Genomic DNA, 24,584 nt, shown 5'->3' with positions numbered 1-24,584 from the left:
ACCCGAACCGTTGCGGCCCAGCACCGCGAGGAACCCTCATGGACTTTTCCAAATTCTTCATCGACAGGCCGATCTTCGCGGCGGTGCTGTCGATCGTGATCTTCGCCGTCGGCCTGATCTCGATACCCAACCTGCCGATCAGCGAGTACCCCGAAGTGGTGCCGCCGTCGGTGGTCGTGCGCACCGTGTACCCGGGCGCCAATCCCAAGGTGATCGCCGAGACCGTGGCGACGCCGCTGGAGGAAGCCATCAACGGCGTCGAGGACATGATGTACATCAAGTCCGTCGCCGGCTCCGACGGCGTGCTGCAGATCACCGCCACCTTCCGTCCCGGCACCGACGCCGACGACGCGACCGTGCGCGTGCAGAACCGGGTCAGCCAGGCGCTGGCGCGACTGCCCGAGGACGTGCGCCGGCAGGGCGTGACCACCCAGAAGCAGTCGCCGACCTTCCTGATGGTCGTGCACCTGACCTCCGAGGACGGCCGCTACGACACCCTGTACCTGCGCAACTACGCGCGGCTGCACGTCAAGGACGCGCTGGCGCGGATCTCCGGCGTCGGCGACGCCCAGGTGTTCGGCGGCGGCGACTACGCGATGCGCGCATGGCTGGACCCGGACCGGATCGCCGCGCGCGGCCTGACCGCCGGCGACGTGCTGGCGGCGATGCGCGAACAGAACGTGCAGGTCTCCGCCGGCCAGATCGGCGCCGAGCCGATGCCCAGCAGCGATTTCCTGACCCTGATCAACGCCCAGGGCCGCCTGACCACCGAACAGGAGTTCGGCGACATCGTGCTCAAGAGCGGCAGCGACGGCGAGGTGGTGCGTCTGCGCGACGTCGCCCGACTGGAGCTGGGCGCCGGCGACTACACCCTGCGCTCGCAGCTGGACGGCAAGGAGGCGGTCGGCATCGGCATCTTCCAGGCGCCGGGCGCGAACGCGCTGCAGATCCAGGAGACCGTGATCGCGACGATGGAAGAGCTGTCGCAGCGCTTCCCCGAGGGTGTGGGCTACGAAGCGGTGTACGACACCACGATCTTCGTCCGCGATTCGATCAAGTCGGTGGTCAAGACCCTGCTGGAAGCGGTCCTGCTGGTGGTGCTGGTGGTGACCCTGTTCCTGCAGACCTGGCGCGCGTCGATCATTCCGCTGATCGCGGTGCCGGTGTCGGTGGTCGGCACCTTCGCCGCGCTGTACCTGCTGGGCTTCTCGATCAACACCCTGACCCTGTTCGGCCTGGTGCTGGCGATCGGCATCGTCGTCGACGATGCGATCGTGGTGGTGGAGAACGTCGAGCGCAACATCGAGGAAGGACTGACCCCGCTGGCGGCCGCGCACCAGGCGATGCGCGAGGTGTCCGGTCCGATCGTCGCGATCGGCCTGGTGCTGTGCGCGGTGTTCATCCCGATGGCGTTCCTGTCCGGCGTCACTGGCCAGTTCTACCGCCAGTTCGCGGTGACCATCGCGATCTCCACGGTGATCTCGACGATCAATTCGCTGACCCTGTCGCCGGCGCTGGCGGCGATGCTGCTCAAGCCGCACGACGCGCCCAAGGACCGGCTCACCCGTCTGATCGACCGTCTGTTCGGCTGGGTGTTCCGTCCGTTCAACCGCTTCTTCGGCTCCAGCTCGGAGAAGTACCAGAGCGCGGTGTCGCGTTCGCTGGGCAAGCGCGGCGCGGTGTTCGTGGTCTACCTGGGCCTGCTGCTGGCGACCGGGATGATGCTCAAGGTGGTGCCGCCGGGCTTCATTCCGGTGCAGGACAAGCTGTACCTGATGGCCGGCGTGAAGCTGCCCGAGGGCGCTTCGCTCGACCGCACCGACGCGATGCTGAAGAAGGTCGGCGAGATCGCGATGGAGACCGAGGGCGTCGCCCACACCATCGCGTTCCCGGGCCTGAACGCACTGCAGTTCACCAACACGCCCAACACCGGCGTGGTGTTCCTGCCGCTGAAGCCGTTCAGCGAGCGCAGCCGCAGCGCCGAGGAGATCAATGCCGAGATCAACCAGAAGATCGGGGCGTTGCAGGAAGGCTTCGCGTTCTCGTTCATGCCGCCGCCGATCCTCGGCCTGGGCAACGGTTCGGGCTACCAGATGTTCATCGAGGACCGTGCCGGCCTGGGTTACGGCGCGCTGCAGAACGCGGTCAACGGTTTCCAGGGCGCGATCTCGCAGAGTCCCGGCATGGGCTTCCCGATCACCAGCTACCAGGCCAACGTGCCGCAGCTGGACGCCTCGGTCGACCGGGTCAAGGCCAAGGCCCAGGGCGTGCCGCTGACCGGCGTGTTCGAGACCCTGCAGACCTACCTGGGCTCGGCCTACGTCAACGACTTCAACCAGTTCGGCCGCACCTGGCAGGTGATCGCCCAGGCCGACGCCCCGTTCCGCGACGGCGTCGACGACATCGCCAACCTGCGCACCCGCAACGACCACGGCGAGATGGTGCCGATCGGTTCGGTGGTCGACATCCGCGAGACCTTCGGCCCCGATCCGGTGCTGCGCTACAACGGCTATCCCGCCGCCGACCTGGCCGGCGAGTCCGACCCGCGGGTGCTGTCCTCGGCGCAGGCCATGGACACCCTGGACGCACTGGCCGGGCAGGTGCTGCCCAACGGCATGGAGATCGAGTGGACCGACCTGAGCTACCAGCAGGCGACCCAGGGCAATGCCGCGCTGGTGGTGTTCCCGCTGGCGGTGCTGCTGGTGTTCCTGGTGCTGGCGGCGCTGTACGAGAGCTGGACCCTGCCGCTGGCGGTGATCCTGATCGTGCCGATGTGCATGCTGTCGGCGTTGCTGGGCGTATGGTTCGCCGGCGGCGACAACAACATCTTCGTGCAGGTCGGCCTGGTGGTGCTGATCGGACTGGCGTGCAAGAACGCGATCCTGATCGTCGAGTTCGCCCGCGAGCTGGAAATGCAGGGCCGCGGCATCGTCGAGGCGGCGCTGGAAGCCTGCCGCCTGCGTCTGCGCCCGATCATCATGACCTCGATCACCTTCACCGCGGCGGTGGTGCCGCTGGTGCTGGGCAGCGGCGCCGGCTTCGAGGTGCGCCAGGCGCTGGGCGTGGCGGTGTTCGCCGGCATGCTCGGTGTGACCCTGTTCGGCCTGTTCCTGACCCCGGTGTTCTACGTCGCCCTGCGCAAGCTGGTCAGCCGGCGCGAGCGCGGACGCACGCCGGCCGACGATCGCGGCGACGCCGCGCTGGAGACGACCCATGTCTGATCTGCGAATCCGCAACCCGCTCCGCCGCGCGGCGGTCCCGCTGGCCGCGAGCGCGTTGACGCTCGCCCTGGCCGCCTGCGCGGTCGGTCCCGACCACGTGAGACCGGAGCTGCCGCATCCGCCGCAGTTCGGCCAGCGGGCCGCGGCCGCCGCCGGCGACATCAAGCCGACGCCGGACGCCAACGCCGCGTTCTGGGAGTCGCTCGGCGATCCGCAGTTGAACGGCCTGGTCGACGAGGCGCTGGTCGCCAACCACGACCTTCGCATCGCCCTGGCCCGCTACGACCGCGCCAATGCCCTGCTGCGCGGCGCGAAGTTCGACCACTTCCCGACCGTGACCGCCAACGCCCAGGGCGGCGAGTCGCGCAGCAGCGCCGACCAGATGCCCGGCGTCGCCCGCGGCGATCGCGACATCGAGTCCTACCAGGCCGGGATCAGCGCCAGCTGGGAGCTGGACCTGTTCGGTCGGGTGCGTCGCGAGGTCGAGTCGCAGCGCGCCGACACCGCCGCCTCGGCCGCCGACCTGGAAGCGTTGCAGGTGGCGATCGTCGGCGAGGTCGTCAGCGGCTATGTCGAACTGCGCGGACTGCAGGCACGCTTGCAGGTCGCGCGCGAGAATGCCGACAACCAGCGCGAGACCCTGCGCCTGGTCGACGCCCGCCTGGACGCCGGCCGCGGCACCGAGTTCGACACCGCCCGCGCCCGCGCCCAGCTGGAGAGCACCCTGGCACGGGTGCCGGCACTGGAGGCGGCCGAGGCCGTCACCATGCATCGGCTGGCGGTGCTGACCGGACGCACGCCCGACGCCCTGCTCGGCGAGCTGTCGTCGGTACGGCCGCTGCCGGCGCTGCCGGCGCGCTTCGACCCCGGCACGCCCGGCGAACTGCTGCGCCGCCGGCCCGACATCCGCGCCGCCGAGGAACGCCTGCATGCGGCGACCGCGCGCATCGGCGTCGCCACCGCCGACCTGTTTCCGCGCTTCACCCTCGGCGGCCTGATCGGCAGCCAGGCGATCGACAGCGATGCCCTGTTCGAGCGTGCCAGCGAGACCCGCCTGATCGCACTGGGCGTTGACTGGTCGTTCCTCGACATCGGCCGGGTGCGGGCGCGCATCGCCGCCGCCGATGCCGATGCCGAGGGCGAACTGGCGCGTTACCAGCAGACCGTGCTGCGGGCGCTGGAGGACACCGAGAACGCGCTGGTGCGCTACGCCCGCGCCCGCGACGAGGATGCCCACCTGACCCGCGCCGCGGCCGACAGTGCGCGCGCCGCCGAGCTGGCGCGGATCCGCTTCGAGGCCGGCGCCGCCGATCTGTTCGAGGTGCTCGACGCCGAGCGCAACCGCCTGCAGGCGCAGGACGCGCTGGCCGATGTGCGCACCCGCAGCGTCAACGGCGCGGTCGGCGTGTACCGCTCGCTGGCCGGCGGCTGGCCGTCGCGACAACCTCTGCGCGAGAGCCTGGCCGGACGCTGAGCCGGTTCCTCTCGCCTCCCGATCCGTCCGTCGGCGGCTTGCGGCGCGCTCCCTCTCGCGCCGCCGCCGGCGGACGGAACCATCGACATCGCGGTATCCGCCAATGGCGCTAGACTCGTGGCATTCACGAGGAGGCGACCGATGCGGACCCTGCTGGCCCTGCTGCTGGCGCTCGTCGGCGCGGCGCTGCCCGCGCTGGCGTCGGCGCAGGCGCTGGAAGTCGAGCTGCTCTACACCGAGCAGGAGCTGAGCAGTCCGCCGACGGTGGCACCGGTGCAGATGCGCGCGGTGGCCGAGCCCGGCGAGTATCTGAAGGTGCCGCTGCCGCGCCGCAGTTCCGGCTATTGGCTGCGCCTGACCACCCACGCGGCGGTGCCGCGCGATGGCCGCCAGGTACTGGTGCTGCGCGGCGCTCAGAGCCTGGGACCGGTCGTGTTCCATCCGCCGGCCTCGGCGCCGCGGGTGATCGCACAGGGCATCGACGGGCCCAGCACCCTGCTGCGGCGCGGCTGGCAGTTGCCGCTGCCCAACGGCTGGCCGCCGGCCACGGTCGCCTACCTGCACGTGTCCGGCGATACCGGACAGGCGCTGCGGCTGGGGCTGATCGACGGCGATCGCCTGGTCCTGCGCGAACGCGCCGGCGCGCGCCTGGCCAGCGCCACCTTCACCGCCCTGGTGCTGGTCGCGATCTTCATGTTCGGGCTGTGGATCGCGCTGCGCGACCTGCTCTATCTCAGCTATGCGGCCTACCTGGCCTGCGTGGCGATCTACTCGATGCTGCTGACCGGCGATGCCGCCGAGATGCTGACGCTGTCGTGGATGGCGCCGGACAACCTGCTGGCGCGAATGGCGTTCGGCACCCTTGCGGTGATCCTGCAGCTGATCTTCACCGCGCGCTTCCTCGAACTGGCCCGGCTGATGCCGCGCGCGGCGCGGCTGGTGTCGGCGATGGTGTGGGCGCTGTTCGGCCTGTTGGCGGTGCTGCTGGTCGGCCAGGATCGCGTGGTGCGCTGGTATCCGGTGATGATCCACATGCTGCTGCTGGGCTTCATGCCGATCAGCGTCGCGGTCGCGATCCAGGCCTGGCGCAAGGGCGCCTCCTATGCCGGCCATTTCATCGCCGGCTGGACCCCGCTGTTGGCGATGGCGACGTTGATGGCCGGCCACCAGCTCGGCCTGATCGACGTGCCCTGGATCGAACGGGTGCTGCCGCTGGGCGCGGTGTTGCAGTCGGGCGTGCTGGCGCTGGCATTGAGCCAGCACGCCGCCAACCGGCACCGGATCGCGCTGCTGGCGCGGCAGTCGGCCGAACGCGACACCCTGACCGGTGCGCTCAACCGCGCCGCGATCGAGCAGATGCTCGCCGCCTGGAGCCAGATGGGCCACCTCGGCGCGAGCCGCTACGCGGTGCTGATGGTCGACCTGGACGACTTCGCCGAGATCAACGCGCGCCACGGCTACGTGGTCGGCGACACCGTGATGCAGCACGCCTATACCCGCATCCGCGGGCTGGTACGGCCCGACGACACCGTTGCGCGGATGGAGTCGGACCTGTTCGCGGTGGTCAGCGAATGCCGCCTGGAGGACGCCGAACTGCTCGCCCATCGTGTCGTCGACGGGTTCCAGCAGCGGCCGTTCAACGTCGATGGCCACGACATCACGGTGACGGTCAGCATCGGCCTGGCGATGTCGCGTCGCGGCGAGGAGGCCGATGCGCTGCTGCGGCGCGCCACCGAGGCGCTGGCCGGGGTGCGGATCGCCGGACACAGCAGCATCGGCGTGGCCGCGGATGCGCGCGCCGGCGAAGGCCGTCGCCAGCGTGTCGGCGCGACCGGTCGCGACGAAGCCGGATGAGCGTGCGCCACCGTATCCACACGCGCATCCACGATGGCGGATCGCAACCGCGCCTGAATGCCGATGCGCGAACGTGCGCGCTGTCGTTGCGGCAGGGTGCGCCGGCGGCGTAGCTTCTGCCGCAGCACGCCGCCGAATGCGTGCGCCGACAACACACTGCGACGCATTGGCGGAGCCGCGCGCGGCTCCGTTCTTGTGTCCGCCCGCGACCGGCGCGGCCGCGGGCGTCCGTCGCGGAAGTGTTTGCCGACCCTGTCGGGCCTGTACCGTGGGCCCCGTGCCTGGAGTAGGATGCCGGTCCTTCCCACGCATCCGACGAGCCATGGCCGATTCCGACAAGCCAACCCGTGAGGACGCCGAAGCCGCCGTCCGTACCCTGCTGCGCTGGGCCGGCGACGACCCGGCCCGCGAAGGCCTGCTCGACACGCCCAAGCGCGTGGTCAAGGCCTACCGCGACTGGTTCAGCGGCTACGCCGAGGATCCGGCCGACTACCTCAAGCGCACCTTCGAGGAAGTCGAGGGCTACGACGAGATGATCGTGCTGCGCGACATCGAGTTCGAGAGCCATTGCGAACACCACATGGCGCCGATCATCGGCAAGGCCCACGTCGGCTACCTGCCCAACGGCAAGGTCGTCGGCATCAGCAAGCTCGCCCGCGTGGTCGAGACCTACGCGCGCCGGCTGCAGGTGCAGGAGAAGATGACCGCGCAGATCGCCCAGGTGATCCAGGACGTGCTGCAGCCGCGCGGCGTCGGCGTGGTGGTGATCGGCGCGCACGAATGCATGACCACCCGCGGCGTGCACAAGCGCGGGGTCAGCATGGTGACCTCGACCATGCTCGGCAGTTTCCGCGAGGACGCCCGCACCCGCGCCGAGTTCCTGCGCTTCATCGAGACCAGCACCGGCCGCTGACCGCCGTCGTTGGGGTTTCGTAGGAGCGGCAGGCCTCGTAGGAGCGGCGTAAGCCGCGATTCCCTGACGATCCCATGAAATCCGATCGCGGCTCACGCCGCTCCTACGGCATGGTCGCGTGTGACCGTGTGGCCCAGCCCCCCTGAGTGAGGGGGAACGATATCCGGCTGCGCGCGGATATCTCCCAAAGTGTGCTTCGCAAACCATGGGCCCCGCCGTTGCGCCTCCACACCCCCATTCGCGCTGCGCGCGAATCGCCCCCTGACTCAGGGGGCTGGGTCAACTGTCCCTGTCCTGTAGGAGCGGCGTAAGCCGCGATCGGGCCTTCAAGGGAAATCTTCATCGTGGTTTACACCGCTCCTACAGGTCCTATTGGGCCGCGGCCACCACGCGCTCGGCGAGCATCCGCATCTGTGCGGGGGTGACCTGCAGGTGCGGGGCGATTCGCAACACTCCGTGACGTTGGGTAAACACGGCGCCCGCGTCGGCAAGTGCGCGCGCCACCGCGTCCAGCCGCTGCGCGGCCGGTCGCAGTCCGAACAGGTGCGGCGCATGGCCGGGCGTGCCCCAGTCCTCGAGGCCGTGTTCGCGCAACACCGCGTCGAACGCGGCGGTGCGCGCGCCCAGTGCCTGCGACAGTGCGGCGATGCTCCAGTCCTGCAACTGCGACAGCGCGGCGGCGGCCATCGCCAGCTTCTGCGCATGGGCGACGCCACCGGCATCGAAGCGGCGCGCGCCGGCGCGGTACGGCGGCGGCTGCGACGGCGATGCCATCGCCGCGGCATGTTCGCGGGCGAACCAGTTCTGTTCCAGCGGCTGTCCGTGAGCGCGCCAGTGCGGCGCGGCCCACAGATAGGCCAGACCGTGGCTGCCCAGCAGCCACTTGTGTCCGACCGCGGCCACGAACTGCGGTCGCCAGCGGGCGATGTCGGCCGGCAATGCGCCCAGGCTCTGGCTCAGGTCCAGCACCAGCGCCGCGTCGCGCGCCTGTGCCCGTGCCGAGATCCGGTCCAGATCGAGCAGGGCGCCGTCGTGCCAGTGCGCGTGCGGCAGTGCCAGGATCCGGATCGCCGGATCGGTGTCGAGCGCGGCGAGCACCGCCGCGGTCCAGTCCTGGCCGGGCGCGCGCCGCACCGCGACCAGGCCGGCGCCGGTCTGCGCGCAACGTTGCTGCCACGGCAGCAGGTTGGACGGGAACTGTCCTTCCAGCACCAGCACCGTGTCGTCGGCATCCAGTGCGAGATTGTTCGCGGCCAGCGACATCGCGTAGCCGACCGACGGCACCAGCGCGACGCCGTCGCCATCGCCGCGGAAGCCGTCGCCTTCGAAGATCATCGCCGCCAGCGTGCGCACCCGTTCGATCGACGCGTACCAGTCGTCCATGTCGATCCGCCACGGCGCGACGCCGTCGGCGAGCGCGGCTTCGGCGGCGCTGTGCACGCTGCACAGGCGCGGACCGTGCGCGGCGCTGTCCAGATACAGCGTGCCTGGCGGCGTCGCGAACAGGTCGGTGAGAGCGTCGTGGTCGGAAAGCGGCATCGGTACGGGGTTCTACGGCATTTACGCGGGATCGCGTCGCGACATCCTGCCACCGTTGCGGCAGCAGCGTGACGGGCTATGCACGGCCCGTCATCGCGGGTGGAGTAAGCTCGGGGCCGATGACAGCGTCCATCGCCCCGTCCGCGCAAGCGGTACCGCTACATCCGCAGGCCGCCGCTGTGGCGGACACCACCGCAACCGACGAGCCCGCAACCGACGCCCTGCCGGCTTGCCAGGCGCGGACCGGCGACGCACTGGCCGCACGCTACCGCCACGTGCGTGCGCGCAGCCTCGCGCTGGCCGCGCCGCTGTCGCCCGAGGACGCGATGGTGCAGAGCATGGCCGACGCCAGTCCCGCCAAGTGGCACCTGGCCCACACGACCTGGTTCTTCGAACTGTTCGTGCTCGGCCGCGATCCCGACTACCGGCCCTACCGCCCCGACTGGCATTACCTGTTCAACAGCTACTACCAGAGCGCCGGGCCGATGCACGCGCGACCGGCGCGCGGCCTGTTGTCGCGGCCGTCGCTGGCCGAGGTGCTGGCCTACCGCGAGGCGGTCGATGACGCGATCGATGAGGCGTTCGCGCGCGATGCGCTCGACCCGGTCGCGCGCCAGGTGCTGCTGCTGGGCACCCACCACGAGCAACAGCACCAGGAGTTGTTGCTGACCGACATCAAGCACGCGCTGTGGTGCAACCCGCTGCGACCGGCCTATCGCGACGATCTGGCGACCGCGGCGGCATCGTCGTCGTCGCCATCGGCATGGATCGGATTCGACGAGGCGGTGGTCGAGATCGGAGCGCCGGCGTGGCCGCGGGCGACGGAGTTCGCCTACGACAACGAGTCGCCGCCGCACCGGGTGCTGGTGCCGGCGCACGCGCTGGCTTCGCGGCCGGTGAACAACGCCGAGTACCGCGCCTTCATCGACGCCGGCGGCTACCGCGAGCCGGCGCTGTGGATGAGCGAGGGTTGGGCGCGGGTCCAGGCCGAGGGCTGGACCGCGCCGCTGTACTGGGACGAGGACGGCGAACGCGCGTTCACCCTCGGCGGCATGCGCGTCATCGATCCGCACGCGCCGGTCTGCCACCTGAGCTATTTCGAGGCCGACGCCTTCGCGCGCTGGGCCGGTGCGCGGCTGCCGACCGAGGCCGAATGGGAGCAGGCCGCGCGTCCGCTCGCGGTCATCGGCCACTTCGCCGACGACGACCGCCTGCAGCCGTGCGCGCCGGCGGCGACCGGTCGCGGACTGGCGCAGATGTTCGGCGATGTCTGGGAGTGGACCGCCAGCGCCTATGGCGCCTATCCGGGCTTCCGTACCCTTCCCGGCTCGCTGGCCGAATACAACGGCAAGTTCATGTGCGGGCAGTGGGTCCTGCGCGGCGGCAGTTGCGCCAGCCCGCGCGACCACCTGCGCGCCAGCTACCGCAATTTCTTCTATCCGCCGGACCGTTGGCAGTTCTCCGGTCTGCGCCTGGCCAGGGACGAGCAATGACGAATGCCGCGACGATGCCACCGTTGACCGATCTTCATCCCACCCCCGACGACATCCTCGGCGACACCCTCGAGGGTCTGTCGTCGACGCCGAAGCGGCTGTCGTCGAAGTACTTCTACGATGCCCGCGGCTCGCATCTGTTCGAGCAGATCACCCGCCAGCCCGAGTACTACCTGACCCGGGTCGAACTGGCCCTGCTGGAGGCCTCGATGCCGGCGATCGCCGCGGCGGTCAACGACTGCCCGCACGTGGTCGAGTACGGCAGCGGCAGTGGCCGCAAGACCCGTCTGCTGCTGGCCGGCCTGACCGATCCGGTCGCCTACACCCCGATCGAGATATCGCGCAGCGCGCTGCTGGCCAGTGTCGAGCGCCTGGCCGAGGCGTTTCCCGGGATCGAGATGCTGCCGGTCTGCGCCGACTTCACCCAGCCGGTGCCGGTGCCGCGACCCGAGCGCGAGGCCGGCCACACCCTGGTGTTCTTCCCCGGTTCGACCCTGGGCAACTTCACCGCCGATGCCGCCGAGTCGCTGCTGTGTTCGATGCGCAAGACCATGGGTGCGCGCGGCCAGGCCCTGGTCGGCATCGACCTGGTCAAGGACGCGGCCACCATCGAGGCCGCCTACAACGACGCCGCCGGGGTCACCGCCGCGTTCACCCTGAATCTGCTGACCCGGCTCAACCGCGACGTCGGCACCAACTTCCAGCCCGACGGCTTCCGCCACCAGGCCCGCTACGTGTCCGAACGCGAGCGCATCGAGACCTGCCTGGTCAGCACCCGCGACCAGGAGGTGCAGGTGGACGGGCGCCGCTTCCACTTCCAGGACGGCGAGGCGATGCAGGTCGAGTACAGCCACAAGTACACCGATGCCAGTTTCCAGGCACTGATTGCCCGCGCGGGCCTGAAGGTGGTCGAGCGCTGGAACGCCCCCGGCGACGCCTTCGGCCTGCGTCTGCTGCAACCGGCCTGAGGCGCGCGCCGCCAACTCCGAGGACACCGCGATGACCGAGGCACCGAAATCGCCGGCACGCTACGACGACCTGCGCGCACTGTTCCTCAACTGCACGCTCAAGCCCAGCGGCGTGGCCTCGCACACCGAACGCCTGATCGACGTCGCCGCGGCGGTGATGCGGAGCAACGGGGTCGAGGTGGAGTCGGTCCGTCCGGTCGACCTGGACCTGGCCCCGGGCGTGCAGCCGGACATGACCGCGCACGGTTTCGCCCGCGACGACTGGCCGGCATTGAGCCGGAAAGTGATGGCCGCCGACATCCTGGTGCTGTGCACGCCGATCTGGCTGGGCGAGGAGAGCTCGGTGTGCCGGCGGGTGATCGAGCGGCTGTACTCGGAGTCCGGCAATCTCAACGACCGCGGCCAGTACGCCTATTACGGCCGCGTCGGCGGCTGCCTGGTGACCGGCAACGAGGATGGCATCAAGCACTGCGCGATGACCGTGTTGTACGCGCTGCAGCACCTGGGCTACACGATTCCGCCGCAGGCCGACGCCGGCTGGATCGGCGAGGCCGGCCCGGGGCCGTCCTATGGCGACGAGGGCGCCGGTTACGACAACGACTTCACCCAGCGCAACACCACCTTCATGGCCTGGAACCTGATGCACCTGGCGCGATTGCTGCGCGACGCCGGCGGCATCCCCGCGCACGGCAACCAGCGCGACCGCTGGGATGCCGGTTGCCGCTTCGATCATCCCAACCCCGAGTACCGCTGAGCCTGCACCGCTGAGCCGCGCGGCCCGTGACTCAGGCGGCGGCGATGTCCGCTTCGGGCACCGGCAGCCGCCGTCCGCCGCCGTTGCGCAGCAGCCGGGCGATCCCGCCGGCGGCCTCGCGGCCCTCGAACGCGGCGGTGACCACCAGATCGGCGCCGCGCACCGCGTCGCCGCCGGCGAACACGCGCGGATGCGCGGTCTGGTAGGGATGCGCGCCGCGTTCGCCTGAGGTGCGGATACGGCCGTCGTCCTCCAGTTCGATGCCGTGCGCGGCCAACCAGTCCGGCGCGTCGGGGCGGAAGCCGAAGGCGATGATCACCACGTCGGCGGCGAGGGTGGATTCGCTGCCCTCGACCGGCTCGGCGCGCTGGCGGCCGTTGGCGTCGGGCGCGCCCATGCGGGTCTCGACCACGCGCACGCCGTTGACCCGGCCGTCGCGGCCGACCAGTTCCAGCGGCTGGCGGTTGAACAGGAAGCGCACGCCTTCCTCGCGGGCGTTGCCGACCTCGCGCGCGGAGCCGGGCATGTTGGCCTCGTCGCGGCGGTAGGCGCAGGTGACCTCGGCCGCGCCGAGCCGGATCGCGCTGCGCACGCAATCCATGCCGGTGTCGCCGCCGCCGAGCACGACCACCCGCCGGCCCTTCAGGTCGGGCAGCTCGATGCGGTCTTCCCAGCCGGCGATCGGCCGTCCCTGCGGCTGCACGCCGCCGACCACCCGACCGTTCTGGACCAGGAACGGCAGCGCCGGCAGCACCCCGGCCAGGTCCTGGCCGGGCAGGCCGCCATCGGTGTAGCGGTAGCTGCCCAGGCCGAGGAACACCGCGTCGTACTCGTCCAGCAGTGCGTCGAGGCTGAGGTCGCGGCCGACCTCGACGCCGAGGCGGAAGCGCACGCCCATGCCCTCGAGGATCTCGCGGCGGGTCTGCACCACCGACTTGTCGAGCTTGAAGCTGGGGATGCCGAACTGCAGCAGGCCGCCGATCTGCTCGTAGCGGTCGTGGACCACCGCCTCGATGCCGGCGCGGGCGAGACGGTCGGCGCAGGACAGCCCGGCCGGGCCGGCGCCGATCACCGCCACCCGCTGCCCGGTCGCGACCACCCGCGACAGGTCCGGGCGCCAGCCGTCGGCGACCGCGCGATCGACGATGTACTTCTCGACCGCGCCGATGGTGACCGCGCCGAAGCCGTCGTCGAGCGTGCAGCTGCCCTCGCACAGGCGGTCCTGCGGGCAGACCCGGCCGCAGATCTCCGGCAGCGGATTGGTCTCGTGGCACAGCGTCGCCGCCTCGTGCACGCGGTCCTCGCGGGCGAGTTCGAGCCAGTTGGGGATGTAGTTGTGCAGCGGGCACTTCCACGAGCAGTACGGATTGCCGCAGTCCAGGCAGCGTCCGGCCTGGTGGCGCGCGGCCTCGTCGTTGAAGCGTCCGTACAGCTCGCCCCAGTCGCCGTCGCGGCGCAGCGCCAGCGGAATCCGCCGCGGCATCTCGCGCGGCAGCTCGAGGAACTCGAACACGTTCTTCTTCGGTGCAGGCTTCGCCATCACGCCGCCCTCTTCAGATTTTCGGCCAGCGACGCCAGGCTTGCCGCCTTCGGCTTCACCAGCCAGAACTTGCCGATGTAGTCGCGCATCTCGTCGAGGATGCGTCGCGCCCGCTCGCTGCCGGTGTGGCGCGCGTGCGCCTCCAGCAGGTCGCGCAGGTGCGAGCGGTGGTGCTCGAAGCCGTCGCCGGCGATGCGCACGATGTCGATCAGCTCGTGGTTGTAGCGGTCGACGAAATCGCGGTCCATGTCGAGCACGTAGGCCATGCCGCCGGTGAAGCCGGCGCCGAAGTTCAGCCCGGTGCGGCCGAGCACCGCGACCGCGCCGCCGGTCATGTACTCGCAGCAGTGATCGCCGGCGCCCTCGATCACCGCGGTCGCGCCGGAGTTGCGCACCCCGAAGCGCTCGCCGGCGCGGCCGCTGGCGTACAACTCGCCGCCGGTGGCGCCGTACAGGCAGGTGTTGCCGATGATCGCGGTCTCGTGGGCGATCCAGCGCGCGTCCTCGGGCGGGCGCACCACGATGCGGCCGCCGGTCATGCCCTTGCCGACGTAGTCGTTGGCCTCGCCGACCAGCTCGTGGTGCAGGCCGCCGGCATTGAAGGCGCCGAAGCTCTGCCCGGCGCTGCCGTCGAAGCGCAGCGCGATCGGCGCGTCGGCCATGCCATGGTCGCCATGCCGGCGCGCGACCGCACCGGACAGGCGCGCGCCGATGCTGCGGTCGGTGTTGCGGATGTCGAAGCGGTAGGCGCCGCCGCGCTTGCCGGCGATCGCCCCGGCCAGTGCGGCGTCGAGTTCGGCGGCCAGTCCGGTCGGCGCCGGCGCCGGTTGCGGCACGCCGCAGTGGCCGCCGTCGGCGAGGCCCTCGGCGGCCAGCAGCGGGGCCAGGTCGACCCGGCGTCCGTGCGCGCCCTCGCGGTCGATCTGTTCGAGCAGATCGACCCGGCCGACGATCTCGCCCAGGCTGCGCGCGCCCAGCTGCGCCAGATAGCCGCGGACCTCCTCCGACAGTAGCCGGAAGAAGTTCTCGACCTTCTCCGGCAGGCCGGTGAAGTGCGCGCTGCGCAGGCGCTCGTCCTGGGTGGCGACGCCGGTCGCGCAGTTGTTGAGGTGGCAGATGCGCAGGTACTTGCAGCCCAGCGCGATCATCGGCGCGGTGCCGAAGCCGAAGCTCTCCGCGCCCAGCAGGGCCGCCTTGACCACGTCCAGTCCGGTCTTGAGGCCGCCGTCGGTCTGCAGGATCACCCGGTCGCGCAGCTTGTTGGCGACCAGCGCCTGGCGCGCCTCCGACAGACCGATCTCCCACGGCGTGCCGGCGTAGCGGATCGACGACAGCGGACTGGCGCCGGTGCCGCCGTCGTGGCCGGAGATGGTGATCAGGTCGGCGCCGGCCTTGGCGACGCCGGCGGCGATCGTGCCGACCCCGGCATGGCTGACCAGCTTGACCGAGACCAGCGCGTCGGGATTGACCTGCTTGAGGTCGAAGATCAGCTGGGCCAGGTCCTCGATCGAATAGATGTCGTGGTGCGGCGGCGGCGAGATCAGGCCGATGCCGGGGGTCGCATGGCGCAGCCGCGCGATCAGTTCGTTGACCTTGTGGCCGGGCAGCTGGCCGCCCTCGCCGGGCTTGGCGCCCTGGGCGACCTTGATCTGCAGCACCTCGGCATTGACCAGGTACTGCGGGGTCACCCCGAAGCGGCCGGAGGCGATCTGCTTGATCTTCGAGGCCTTGTCGGTGCCGTAGCGGACCGGGTCCTCGCCGCCCTCGCCGGAGTTGCTGCGCCCGCCGAGCCGGTTCATCGCGATCGCCAGCGCCTCGTGCGCCTCCGGCGACAGCGCGCCGAGGCTGATCGCGGCGGTGTCGAAGCGGCGCACCAGCGAGGCGACCGGTTCGACCTGGTCCAGCGGCAGCGGCTCGGCGCCCTGCGGGCGCAGCGCCAGCAGGTCGCGCAGGGCCGCGCTCGGACGCCGGTTGACGGTATCGGCGTAGCGCTGCCAGTCGGCGCGGTCGCCGCTGTTGACCGCGCGCTGCAGGTCCATCACCACGTCGGGGTTGTACTGGTGGTACTCGCCGCCGGGCCTGAACTTGAGCAGGCCGCCGATCTGCGGCAGCGCGCTGTCGTCCCAGGCGTGCGCGGCCAGCTGCGCGGCATCGGCCTGCAGGCTGGCGAAGCCGGCGCCGCCGATCCGCGCCGGCGCGCCGTCGAAGCACAGCGCCACGACCTCGCGGTCGAGGCCGATGATCTCGAACAACTGCGCGCCGCGGTAGCTGCCGATGGTGCTGATGCCCATCTTGGAGATGATCTTCAGCAGGCCCTTCTTGATCCCGCGGCGGTAGCTGCGGCCGACCTGGGCGATCTCGCCGTCGGGGGTCTTGAGGATCCCGCGTTCGGCCAGGTCGTGCAGGGTCTGGTAGGCGAGGTAGGGGTAGACCGCGGTCGCGCCGAAGCCGATCAGGCAGGCGAAGTGGTGCGGGTCGCGCGCGGTGCCGGTCTCGACGATCAGGTTGACCTCGCAGCGCAGCCCGCTGCGGACCAGGTGCTGGTGGACCGCGCCGGTGGCCAGCAGCGCGTGCGCCATCAATCGTCCCTGCTCGGGGTAGCGGTCGCTGAGGATCAGCATCGTGCGGCCGGCGCGGGCGGCGGCCTCGGACTCGGCGCAGATCCGCCGCAGCGCCGCCTCCAGCCCCTCGTCGGGGTCGTAGTCCAGGCGCACATGGCGGTGCGCGGTGTCGTAGGGCGCCATCGACACCAGCTGGCGGATCTTGCGCTGCGACATCACCGGCGAGTTCAGCAGCACGTGGGCGACGTTGTCCGGGCCGTCGACGAAGATGTTGCCCTCGCGCCCGAGCTGGGTCGCCAGCGACATCACGCAGTCCTCGCGCAACGGGTCGATCGGCGGATTGGTGACCTGGGCGAAGGCCTGGCGGAAGCCGTCGTACAGCGGCCGCACCTGCTGGCTGATCGCCGCCACCGGCACGTCGTCGCCCATCGAGCCGGTCGCCTCCTGCTCGGTCTCGGCCAGCGGCCGCAGCACCTGCTCGCGCTCCTCGCGGCTGAGCTGGAACAGCTTCTGGAAACGGGCCAGGGTCGCGGCGTCGAACGGCTCGGCGGCGGTGCTGGGATCGATCAACTCGTTCTGCAGGTAGGTCATGCCCTGCTTGAGCCAGCGCTTGTACGGCGCGCGGCCGCGGTTGATGCGGTCGATCGCCTCGGTGTCCAGCAGCTCGCCGGCATGCAGGTCGGCGGCGATCATCTCGCCGGGGCCGAGCTTGCCCTTGGCCTCGACATCGGCCGCGGCCAGGTCCCAGACCCCGGCCTCGGAGGCGATCATGAAGTGGCGGTCGCGGCTCAGCGCCCAGCGCGCCGGGCGCAGGCCGTTGCGGTCCAGGCTGCAGGCGGCGTAGCGCGCGTCGCAGGTGACGATGCCGGCGGGGCCGTCCCAGGGCTCGGTGTTGAGCGCGTAGTACTCGTAGAACGCGGCCAGGTCGGCGTCCTTGTACTCCAGCGACTGGGTCGCCGGCGGCACCAGGATGCGCATCGCCTTGAGCAGGTCCATGCCGCCGGCTTCCAGCAGCTCGAGCATCTCGTCCAGGCTCTGCGAATCCGAGCCGCGCATGTTGATCACCGGATCGAACTCGCGCGGGTCCAGGGTCGGCGTGCGCCACACGTGGGCGCGTGCCTGCGCCCAGGCGCGATTGCCGGCGATGGTGTTGATCTCGCCGTTGTGGGCGAGCATCCGGAACGGCTGCGCCAGCGGCCAGCGCGGGGTGGTGTTGGTGGAGAAGCGCTGGTGGAACACGACCGCGCTGCTGGCCAGCTCTGGACGTTGCAGGTCCGGATAGAAGGTCGCCAGATGCTCGGGCATGACCATGCCCTTGTAGCCGATCGTGCTGGCGGACAGGGTCACCGGATAGACATCGTCGAAGGCCGCGCCGAGCGCGCGCAGGCGCTGCTCGCAGCGGCGCCGCGCCAGGTACAGCGCGTGCAGGAACGCCGACGGGTCCGGACGCTCGCCGTCGATGTCGACCGCGGGCACCACGAACAACTGCTCGATCCGCGGCAGCGACCGCTTCGCCAGTTCGCCGCAGACCGAGGTGTCGACCGGCACCGTGCGCCAGCCGGCGACCGCCAGCTTCACCTCGCGCAGTGCGGTGGCGAAGGCCTCGCGCGCGGTCGCGGCGGCGGCGTCGTCATGCGGCAGGAACACCAGACCGGCGGCGTAGCGCTGGCCCAGCGCGATCCCGGCCTCGCCGGCCAGCGCGCGCAGGAAGGCGTCGGGCTGGCGCAGCAGCAGGCCGCAGCCGTCGCCGGACAGACCGTCGGCGGCGATGCCGCCGCGGTGGGTCATCCGCGACAACGCCTCCAGCGCGCGCTGCACCAGCGCGTTGCTGGGGCGGTCGTCGAGCTGGGCGATCAGGCCGAAGCCGCAGGCGTCGCGCTCGTCGCTGGGGTCGTAGAGCCCGGGCGAGGTTCGTTCCGCCGGAGTTGCTGCCGGCAAGGACGGAGTGTGCGCACCGCGGTTCGGGCGCGGGTCGACGGGGACGGCGGGGTGTTGCGCAGACGCCATGCAGGACTCCGTTGTGACAGTGCCGGAGGGCCCGGAAGGCGGGGACGGAACAGCGCGGTTCGCTTGCGCGATCCGGCCTGCCGGGAACCCAGGGTCTCCCGACTTAAGCACAATTTGTGCGCTGCGGCAAATGGTCTGCTTTTCAAGTAAATGGTTGAAAATGAAACTATTTTTACGGCCGTGACTGTCGGCCTCACCGAAATGTCGTAGCAGCGGCGTGTGGCCCAGCCCCCTGACTTAGAGGGCTGGGGGCGAATGCCCTCCTGCTCTTCGTAGGAGCGGCGTAAGCCGCGACGAAGCCTTCCCATGAGAGTCCGATCGCGGCTCACGCCGCTCCTACGAACCCCGGACCGGGTGTCGCGTGATCGTTCCGTCCATGCCTACCGGATCCGCCGCTGCCTCGATGAGCCCGCGCGGACGACCCGGTAGGAGCGGCGTAAGCCGCGACGAAGCCTTCCCATGAGAGCCCGATCGCGGCTTACGCCGCTCCTGCGAAACCCTTCGGCATGGGAGTTGCGTGGATGGAGGCGTCGTGGCGCCCCCTTCCATGCCCGATTGCCCCCGCGCGGCGGGGACCAATGGCCCTCCGGGCCTGCGCGGCGAACCGGTAGACTTGCCGCTCCCCCCGCCGTCCGCCGGCCCCCATGACCGAGTCCGCACCCGCCGCCACTGGCGCGAAACGCCGCGCCGCGCTGGCCTTCATCTTCTTCGTCGTGCTGATCGACGTGCTGGCGTTCGGGCTGATCATCCCGGTGCTGCCGCACCTGATCGAGCAGTTCTCCGGCGGCGACACCGCGCATGCGGCCTACTGGGTCGGTGCGTTCGGCACCATCTTCGCGGCGATCCAGTTCGTGACCTCGCCGATCCAGGGCGCGCTGTCGGACCGCTTCGGCCGCCGCCCGGTGATCCTGTTGTCGTGCCTGGGCCTGGGTCTGGACTTCGTGTTCATGGCGCTGGCGCCGACCCTGGCCTGGCTGCTGGTCGGGCGGATCATCTCCGGCATCACCTCGGCCAGCTTCACCACCGCCAATGCCTATGTCGCCGACGTGGTGCCGCCGGAGCAGCGCGCCAAGAGCTACGGCATGATCGGCGCCGCGTTCGGCATCGGCTTCACGGTGGCGCCGGCGATCGGCGGCTGGCTCGGCGAGATCGATCTGCGCCTGCCGTTCTGGTTCGCCGCCGGGCTGGCCCTGCTGAACTTCGCCTATGGGCTGTTCGTGCTGCCCGAATCGCTGCCCAAGGAGAAGCGCAGCCCGCGCTTCGACTGGTCGCACGCCAACCCGGTCGGTTCGATCGGCCTGCTGCGGCAGTACCCGATGGTGTTCGGCCTGGCCGCGGTGGTGTTCCTGGCCAACCTCGCCCATTACGTCTACCCCAGCGTCTTCGTGCTGTTCGCCGGCTACCGCTTCGACTGGGGTCCGCAGCAGGTGGGCTGGGTGCTGTTCCTGGTCGGGGTGTGCAGCATCATCGTCAACGCGGTCCTGGTGGGGCGCATCGTGCAGCGCCTGGGCGAGCGCCGCACCCTGTTGCTGGGCCTGAGCTGCGGGGTGATCGGTTTCACCGTCTACGGCCTGACCGGCAACGGTTGGCTGTGGCTGCTCGGCATCCCGGTCAGCGCCTTGTGGGCGCTGGCGGCGCCGGCGACCCAGGCCCTGATCACCCGCGAGGTCGGCCCGCAGGTGCAGGGCCGCATCCAGGGCGCGCTGATGAGTCTGGTGTCGATGGCCGGGATCGTCGGGCCGGCCCTGTTCGCCGGCAGCTTCGGCTATTTCATCGACGATGCCGCGCCGGTCCACCTGCCCGGCGCGCCGTGGCTGATCGCCGGCGTGCTGCTGGCCTGCGCGGTGCTGATCGCCTGGTGGAAGGCGCCGCGCGCGGCGACCGCGCCGGTGCACGAGGCGGAACCGCAACAGGTCGCGGACACGGCACCGGAGCAGGCGCCGCCGCGCAGCGACACGGTCGCGGAGACGCCATGACGGGACCGGGCATCGCGCCCGGCCCCGCCGCGTCGGGCATGCCTCAGTTCTTGACCGTCACGTTGTCGATGTAGACGTTGACGTCGTAGCTGGTCTGCGCGCGATACAGCCAGATCGCATCCAGGGTCACGCTGCCGGCGGTGATCGCGCCGTTGCCGCCGACCCAGGCGTTCCAGTGGCCGCTGTTGGTCAGGTCCCATTCGACCCAGGTCCAGGTGTTGGCGGCCAGCGAACGCGAGGTCGAACGCTCGGTGCCGTCGCTGTCGTCGATGCCGACCGCCACGCTCATGCCGCTGCCGGCCGAGTACACCCAGAAGCCGACCCGGCCGTTGCTGCGGCTGAGCGAGGTGTTGTTCGACGGGCTGCCGCTGCCGGACAGCAGGCGCACCGCCCAGCTCGACGAGCTGGAGGTGTTGTCCTTCAGCAATACCCGCAACGAGCAGCTGCCGTTGTGGCGGATGCTGCAGTTGCGCTCGGCCAGCGAGGCGCTGGAGATGCCGGTGGTGCTGCCCGAATAGGCCGGGCTGGTGTTGAAGTGGCCGACGCTGCTCTCGAAGCTGTCGAGCACCTTGGTGGTGCCGCCGCTGCCGGGGTTGAGCAGGTTGTAGTAGCTGCCCCAGTTCCAGTTGATGCCCGGGTCGGTGTGGGTCTGGCCGCTGTAGTGCTGGTGGCCCTTGATCTTGACGCTGGTCGGCAGCACGTTGATGCCGCTGCTGGCCGGCCCGCTGTAGGCGCTGGCGCAGCTGATCGCCGAGTACTTGGAGCAGAACGAGCGCACCAGCGCCGCCGAGCTGTTGTACATCGCGCTGGTGTACCAGGAGCTGTTGTTGACGTAGCCCTCGTGCTCGATGCCGAGGGTGTAGCTGTTGTGGCTGCGCACGTGCCAGGCGGTGTGGTGATTGCGCACCATCTGGGTGACCTGGCCGTCGGAACTGCGGATCACGTAGTGGGCGCTGACGTTGGCGGAGGAGTTCTTGAACCAGGAGATCGTGCCGGAATAGCTGCCCTGCGCGGTGTGGATGGTGACCGCGCTGACCGAGGCGCTGCGCGAGGCGGTGTAGTTGGACGAGTGCGCCGGGTTCCAGATCGCCGGACCGTAGTCGGTGCTCATGATGCCGACGTCGGCATTGGCCTGGACCTTGTCGCCGCCGGCCGGCGCGGTCCGCATCAGGGTCTCGCTGACCGGATCGATCGCGTACTGGTCGGTGATCACCCGGTCGGCCTCGACGTCCAGGCGCACGAACGGCGCCTTCTGCTGGATCAGCTGGGCCGGGGTGAACGCGTGCTCCCAGCGCACCGCGCGCTCGGGCACGACGATGCCGCGATCGTTGACGCCGCGGTCCTGGGCGAGCAGCACGTCGTAGGCGAAGCTGGTGTGGGCGAAGTCCATCACCGCGCTGCGGGCGACCGGGGCATCGCCGGAGGAAAAGCCCGCATAGGCGGCCAGCGCGGCGGCGATGTCGTCGTTGGCCGGGCGCGCGAGGGGGCTGCTGGCGCGGATCTCGCGGTCGAGCAGGGCGGCGGCGGCGAGGATGTTGGTGCGCGGGTCGGCGATCACCCGCGCGGCCGGGACGCCGAGCAGGCGCGCGCCCTCGCCGACCTGGTCGGCGAAACCCTCACCGTGGTACAGGCCCATCACGCCGTAGGCGCGCGGCATGTGCTGATGGCTGCCGCCCTCGCTGGCCGGCTCCGGGCTCAGGTGCATCCAGCGGCTCTGCACGTAGGCGATCGCCTCCAGGGTGCCGGCCGGGATCGCCGGGTAGCGTGCGTAGGCCTGGCGGAAATGGCCGGCGAATGCCGCCCGTTGCGGGCGCAGGCGCGCTTCTTCCTGTTGCAGGCGCTGGTTCAGGGCCGCGTCTTCCGCGGCGGCGGGCGCTGCCTGGGGCGGCGCCGCCAGCGCGGTGCTTGCGAGCAGGCTGGCGAGGGTGGCGGACAGCAATCCTGCCGCCGGGGTCTTGATCGTCTTCATCGTCCGTGGTCCTTGACTGGTCGGTTGGGTCGTCTTGCCGGTGCTGCCTGGCCCCTTCTACCTTTCGCAAGTTTCAATAACCGACGAATGGATCAAGAAATAAAATATTCCATTGCGGTGACGATCGGTAACGCCGACGAACGGCGGTAGGCCAATCGGCTAAACATGTGATGAACATCACGCAATGTCGTGACCATCCACCCAGATACCCGCCTGCGACGACGGCCGCATACTGGCCGCCGGATCCGCAGGACATGCCGATGAGGTCGGTCGCGATGAAAGCAGTCAATGCAACGGGCCTGGTGGCCCTGTCCCTGTCCCTGGCGCTTGCGGGTTGCGCCAGCAGGCCGAGTTACTACGACACCAATGCCGCGGTCGACGCACGGCCGGAGTGCACCGGCATGGGCAACGAGAAGACCGGCGAGCCGGTGCCGGCCTGGTGCGAGCGCGAACAGGGCGCGACCTGGTCGACCGACGACGACGACAAGATGGAAGTGGATTTCAGCGGCAAGAACGACGACGACCGCTGAGCGCCGCCGCGCTCAGCCGCAGCGCAGGCCGGTGATGACGTTGTCGACGTCGACGTCGATGTTGAGCCGGCTCTCGACGAACTCCATCGTCACCATCATCCCGGGCCGGATCACCCGCACCGATTCGGCGCCGCTGGCGACGCGCGCGCGCTCGACATTGGCCTCGGTGGCCGGCTGACCGACCATCTCGGTGCGCGCCTTGTCGGCGTCACAGGTCATCGCGGTGGCCGGCAGCGGATCGGACATCGGCGGCGCACGCCGCGGCGCCTGGGCCTGCTGCGCCGGCGCGTCCGCTGCCGCGTCCGCCTGGGTGTCGGCGTCGTAGCGGCCATCGGCGTCGCCGGTGGAGGGCGTGGTCGCCGAACACGCGGCCATCGCGATCGTCATCAGCATCGCCGCCATCGTGGTCACCGGCACCTTGCATCGGGTCTTCATCCGCAGCGGATGCCGTTGATCGCGCCGCGTTCGTTGACGTCGACGTTGACCCGGTCCTGGCGGTAATCCATCGTCGCCGGGGTGCCCGGGTGCAGCACCCGCACGTCGCGGCTGCCGGTGTCGCGGGTGATCCGCTCGATCACTTCCGGATCCGGCGCCAGGCCGATCGCCCAGCGCGCGCCCTCGGCATTGCATTGCGCCATCGGCGGCGGAGGAGGCGGCATCGGCGCGCAGGCGGACACGGCGGTCAGCACCGACGCGGCGACGGCAAAGGGGAGCAGGCGCATGGCGGCGTTCCTCTCAGGAAAGATGGCCGCAGCCTACACCCCGGCCGTGCGCGCGGCATGAAGGCCGGGCAACGCGATCGCGACGTCGTCCGCGCTGGCCGCCAGCGACAACAACAGCCGCGCCAGGGTGATCACGTCCTGGCGGTTGTGCGCGCAGACCCGTCGCAGTCGCGACGCGCTGCCGCCGCGCAGGTAGGACAGCCACGCCGCCGGTGCCTGCGCACCGGGCAGGTCGTCCTCGCGGACGATGCCCAGCAGCTCGCGTTCGACCGTCGCCAACCGGCAGTCGGCCCAGCGGCCCTTGTGGAAGCGGCGGGTCGGGAACAGCAGGTCCAGGTGATCCAGCGCGGCGATCGGATCGCGCATCCGCGCCAGCCGGTAGCGCGCCTTCAGCAGTGGGGCGTCGTAGCAGCGGCCGTTGTAGCTGCACAGCAGGGTGTCCGCGCGCAGCCAGGTGGCGAAGGTATCCAGCATCGCCCGCTCGGCGGCCATCGTCGTCATCAGCAATTGGCGCACCCGCAGCCCCGGACCGTGCAGCGGGTCGTGGTGCCAGTCGGCGGCGCCGATCTGGAACGCGCGGGTACCGGTGCCGCCGGCCAGGCCGGTGGTCTCGGTATCGAAGAACAGCAATCGCGACGGTGCCACCGATTCATCGCGGCGGGCGAAGGCCAGCGGCAGCGGTTGGCCCGGCGGCGCGAACGGCAGGTGCTCGACGATCAAGCGCAGGCCCGGCGCGATCTCCTCGCCGGGCAGGGCGCGGTCGGCGGCGTCGCTGGCGACCGTCACCCGGCTGCGGGTACGCACGCCGAGCAGGCGCCGCAGCGCCGCCGCATCGTCGCCGGCGGACGCGCGCGCGATCGCCACGGCCGTCGTAACCGCCGCCGGTTGTCCGGCCTGGCGTTGCAATACCCGCAGACGCTCGATCGCCGCGCTCATCGCAGACGCTTCCGAGAGGATTCCATAGGAGCGGCGTGAGCCGCGATCGGGTTCGACGCGAAAGTCCCATCGCGGCCTACGCCGCTCCTACAGGCGGCAGATGCGCGCGGTGTTCGTGCGAGCGGGT

General features: G+C 70.6%; 15 protein-coding genes and 1 pseudogene. 9 read left to right on the top strand and 7 right to left on the bottom strand.

Translation table 11 applies throughout. The features are described from left to right. Positions 1-38: 38 nt before the first annotated feature. From C9I47_RS17295 to folE, 4 genes are all read left to right on the top strand, one after another. The gene (locus tag C9I47_RS17295) at positions 39-3,221 is read left to right on the top strand and encodes an efflux RND transporter permease subunit (protein ID WP_111267857.1); all 3,183 of its coding nucleotides are present in this window, start codon (positions 39-41) and stop codon (positions 3,219-3,221) included. Further along, a complete protein-coding gene (locus C9I47_RS17290) occupies positions 3,214-4,695 on the top strand; it encodes an efflux transporter outer membrane subunit (protein ID WP_111267856.1) in 1,482 nt (493 codons plus the stop codon). The genes C9I47_RS17295 and C9I47_RS17290 overlap by 8 nt, the downstream gene beginning before the upstream one ends. 141 nt (positions 4,696-4,836) lie before the next feature. Next, complete coding sequence (locus tag C9I47_RS17285; RefSeq protein ID WP_111267855.1) at positions 4,837-6,549, top strand: sensor domain-containing diguanylate cyclase; 1,713 nt, start codon at positions 4,837-4,839, stop codon at positions 6,547-6,549. 322 nt (positions 6,550-6,871) lie between these two features. After that, entirely contained in the window at positions 6,872-7,462 is a 591-nt protein-coding gene (folE, locus tag C9I47_RS17280; protein ID WP_111267854.1) for a GTP cyclohydrolase I FolE, read from the top strand. A 369-nt stretch (positions 7,463-7,831) separates the two neighbouring features. Here folE and C9I47_RS17275 read toward each other — a convergent pair whose 3' ends face one another. Beyond that, positions 7,832-9,001 (bottom strand): aminotransferase class V-fold PLP-dependent enzyme, encoded by a 1,170-nt coding sequence (locus C9I47_RS17275; protein WP_111267853.1) that lies wholly within the window; start codon positions 8,999-9,001, stop codon positions 7,832-7,834. 119 nt (positions 9,002-9,120) lie between these two features. Between C9I47_RS17275 and egtB the strand changes: the two genes are divergently transcribed. From egtB to C9I47_RS17260, 3 genes are read left to right on the top strand one after another with little or no spacing between them, the layout of a single operon-like run. Further along, positions 9,121-10,494: an ergothioneine biosynthesis protein EgtB gene (egtB, locus tag C9I47_RS17270; RefSeq protein ID WP_111267852.1), complete on the top strand. Its 1,374-nt coding sequence runs from the start codon at positions 9,121-9,123 to the stop codon at positions 10,492-10,494. A gap of 14 nt (positions 10,495-10,508) precedes the next feature. Continuing rightward, on the top strand, positions 10,509-11,462 hold the full coding sequence (gene egtD, locus C9I47_RS17265) for an L-histidine N(alpha)-methyltransferase (RefSeq protein ID WP_407067489.1): 954 nt from the start codon (positions 10,509-10,511) through the stop codon (positions 11,460-11,462). Between the two features lie 31 nt (positions 11,463-11,493). After that, positions 11,494-12,216 carry a flavodoxin family protein gene (locus tag C9I47_RS17260; protein WP_111267850.1) on the top strand — a complete coding sequence of 241 codons (723 nt, stop codon included), beginning with the start codon at positions 11,494-11,496 and terminating at the stop codon, positions 12,214-12,216. A 31-nt stretch (positions 12,217-12,247) separates the two neighbouring features. Here C9I47_RS17260 and C9I47_RS17255 read toward each other — a convergent pair whose 3' ends face one another. Both C9I47_RS17255 and gltB read right to left on the bottom strand, forming a co-directional pair. Further along, on the bottom strand, positions 12,248-13,756 hold the full coding sequence (locus C9I47_RS17255) for an FAD-dependent oxidoreductase (protein WP_111267849.1): 1,509 nt from the start codon (positions 13,754-13,756) through the stop codon (positions 12,248-12,250). Beyond that, positions 13,756-18,255 (bottom strand): glutamate synthase large subunit, encoded by a 4,500-nt coding sequence (gene gltB, locus C9I47_RS17250; RefSeq protein ID WP_223250206.1) that lies wholly within the window; start codon positions 18,253-18,255, stop codon positions 13,756-13,758. Before gltB ends, C9I47_RS17255 begins: the two co-directional genes overlap by 1 nt. Before the next feature lie 713 nt (positions 18,256-18,968). Between gltB and C9I47_RS17245 the strand changes: the two are divergent. Next, positions 18,969-20,225: pseudogene (locus tag C9I47_RS17245) on the top strand (TCR/Tet family MFS transporter); the annotation flags it as partial. Positions 20,226-20,343: 118 nt separating this feature from the next. Here the strand turns inward: C9I47_RS17245 and C9I47_RS18055 are convergent. Next, positions 20,344-22,269 carry an N-acetylmuramoyl-L-alanine amidase gene (locus C9I47_RS18055; RefSeq protein ID WP_223250205.1) on the bottom strand — a complete coding sequence of 642 codons (1,926 nt, stop codon included), beginning with the start codon at positions 22,267-22,269 and terminating at the stop codon, positions 20,344-20,346. A gap of 275 nt (positions 22,270-22,544) precedes the next feature. Between C9I47_RS18055 and C9I47_RS17235 the strand changes: the two genes are divergently transcribed. Further along, entirely contained in the window at positions 22,545-22,799 is a 255-nt protein-coding gene (locus C9I47_RS17235) for a hypothetical protein (RefSeq protein ID WP_141482752.1), read from the top strand. A gap of 12 nt (positions 22,800-22,811) precedes the next feature. On the opposite strand, the gene C9I47_RS17230 is transcribed toward C9I47_RS17235, so the two are convergent. The 3 genes from C9I47_RS17230 to C9I47_RS17220 are packed head-to-tail and all read right to left on the bottom strand — an operon-like array spanning position 22,812 to position 24,457. Next, positions 22,812-23,234, bottom strand: coding sequence for an I78 family peptidase inhibitor (locus C9I47_RS17230; RefSeq protein WP_111267845.1), 423 nt, complete (start codon positions 23,232-23,234; stop codon positions 22,812-22,814). Further along, positions 23,231-23,521, bottom strand: coding sequence for an I78 family peptidase inhibitor (locus C9I47_RS17225; protein ID WP_111267844.1), 291 nt, complete (start codon positions 23,519-23,521; stop codon positions 23,231-23,233). The genes C9I47_RS17230 and C9I47_RS17225 overlap by 4 nt, the downstream gene beginning before the upstream one ends. 33 nt (positions 23,522-23,554) lie before the next feature. Then, positions 23,555-24,457 carry a ribonuclease H-like domain-containing protein gene (locus C9I47_RS17220; RefSeq protein WP_111267843.1) on the bottom strand — a complete coding sequence of 301 codons (903 nt, stop codon included), beginning with the start codon at positions 24,455-24,457 and terminating at the stop codon, positions 23,555-23,557. Positions 24,458-24,584: the final 127 nt, after the last annotated feature.

This window comes from Marilutibacter maris (assembly GCF_003233695.1).
In the GTDB taxonomy this organism is placed as follows: Bacteria; Pseudomonadota; Gammaproteobacteria; order Xanthomonadales; family Xanthomonadaceae; genus Marilutibacter; species Marilutibacter maris.
The sequence above is the reverse complement of the archived record's forward strand: the minus strand, read 5'-3'. Positions and strand labels throughout refer to the sequence as shown.

What these genes read in the sequence shown, in the direction of transcription:
- C9I47_RS17285 (WP_111267855.1), top strand. Translation starts at nt 4,837, where the DNA reads ATGCGGACCCTGCTGGCCCTGCTGCTGGCGCTCGTCGGCGCGGCGCTG.
- C9I47_RS17225 (WP_111267844.1), bottom strand. Translation starts at nt 23,521, where the DNA reads ATGCGCCTGCTCCCCTTTGCCGTCGCCGCGTCGGTGCTGACCGCCGTG.
- C9I47_RS17255 (WP_111267849.1), bottom strand. Translation starts at nt 13,756, where the DNA reads ATGGCGAAGCCTGCACCGAAGAAGAACGTGTTCGAGTTCCTCGAGCTG.
- C9I47_RS17295 (WP_111267857.1), top strand. Translation starts at nt 39, where the DNA reads ATGGACTTTTCCAAATTCTTCATCGACAGGCCGATCTTCGCGGCGGTG.
- folE (WP_111267854.1), top strand. Translation starts at nt 6,872, where the DNA reads ATGGCCGATTCCGACAAGCCAACCCGTGAGGACGCCGAAGCCGCCGTC.
- egtB (WP_111267852.1), top strand. Translation starts at nt 9,121, where the DNA reads ATGACAGCGTCCATCGCCCCGTCCGCGCAAGCGGTACCGCTACATCCG.
- C9I47_RS17230 (WP_111267845.1), bottom strand. Translation starts at nt 23,234, where the DNA reads ATGAAGACCCGATGCAAGGTGCCGGTGACCACGATGGCGGCGATGCTG.
- C9I47_RS17260 (WP_111267850.1), top strand. Translation starts at nt 11,494, where the DNA reads ATGACCGAGGCACCGAAATCGCCGGCACGCTACGACGACCTGCGCGCA.
- C9I47_RS17220 (WP_111267843.1), bottom strand. Translation starts at nt 24,457, where the DNA reads ATGAGCGCGGCGATCGAGCGTCTGCGGGTATTGCAACGCCAGGCCGGA.
- C9I47_RS17235 (WP_141482752.1), top strand. Translation starts at nt 22,545, where the DNA reads ATGAAAGCAGTCAATGCAACGGGCCTGGTGGCCCTGTCCCTGTCCCTG.
- C9I47_RS18055 (WP_223250205.1), bottom strand. Translation starts at nt 22,269, where the DNA reads ATGAAGACGATCAAGACCCCGGCGGCAGGATTGCTGTCCGCCACCCTC.
- egtD (WP_407067489.1), top strand. Translation starts at nt 10,509, where the DNA reads ATGCCACCGTTGACCGATCTTCATCCCACCCCCGACGACATCCTCGGC.
- C9I47_RS17290 (WP_111267856.1), top strand. Translation starts at nt 3,214, where the DNA reads ATGTCTGATCTGCGAATCCGCAACCCGCTCCGCCGCGCGGCGGTCCCG.
- C9I47_RS17275 (WP_111267853.1), bottom strand. Translation starts at nt 9,001, where the DNA reads ATGCCGCTTTCCGACCACGACGCTCTCACCGACCTGTTCGCGACGCCG.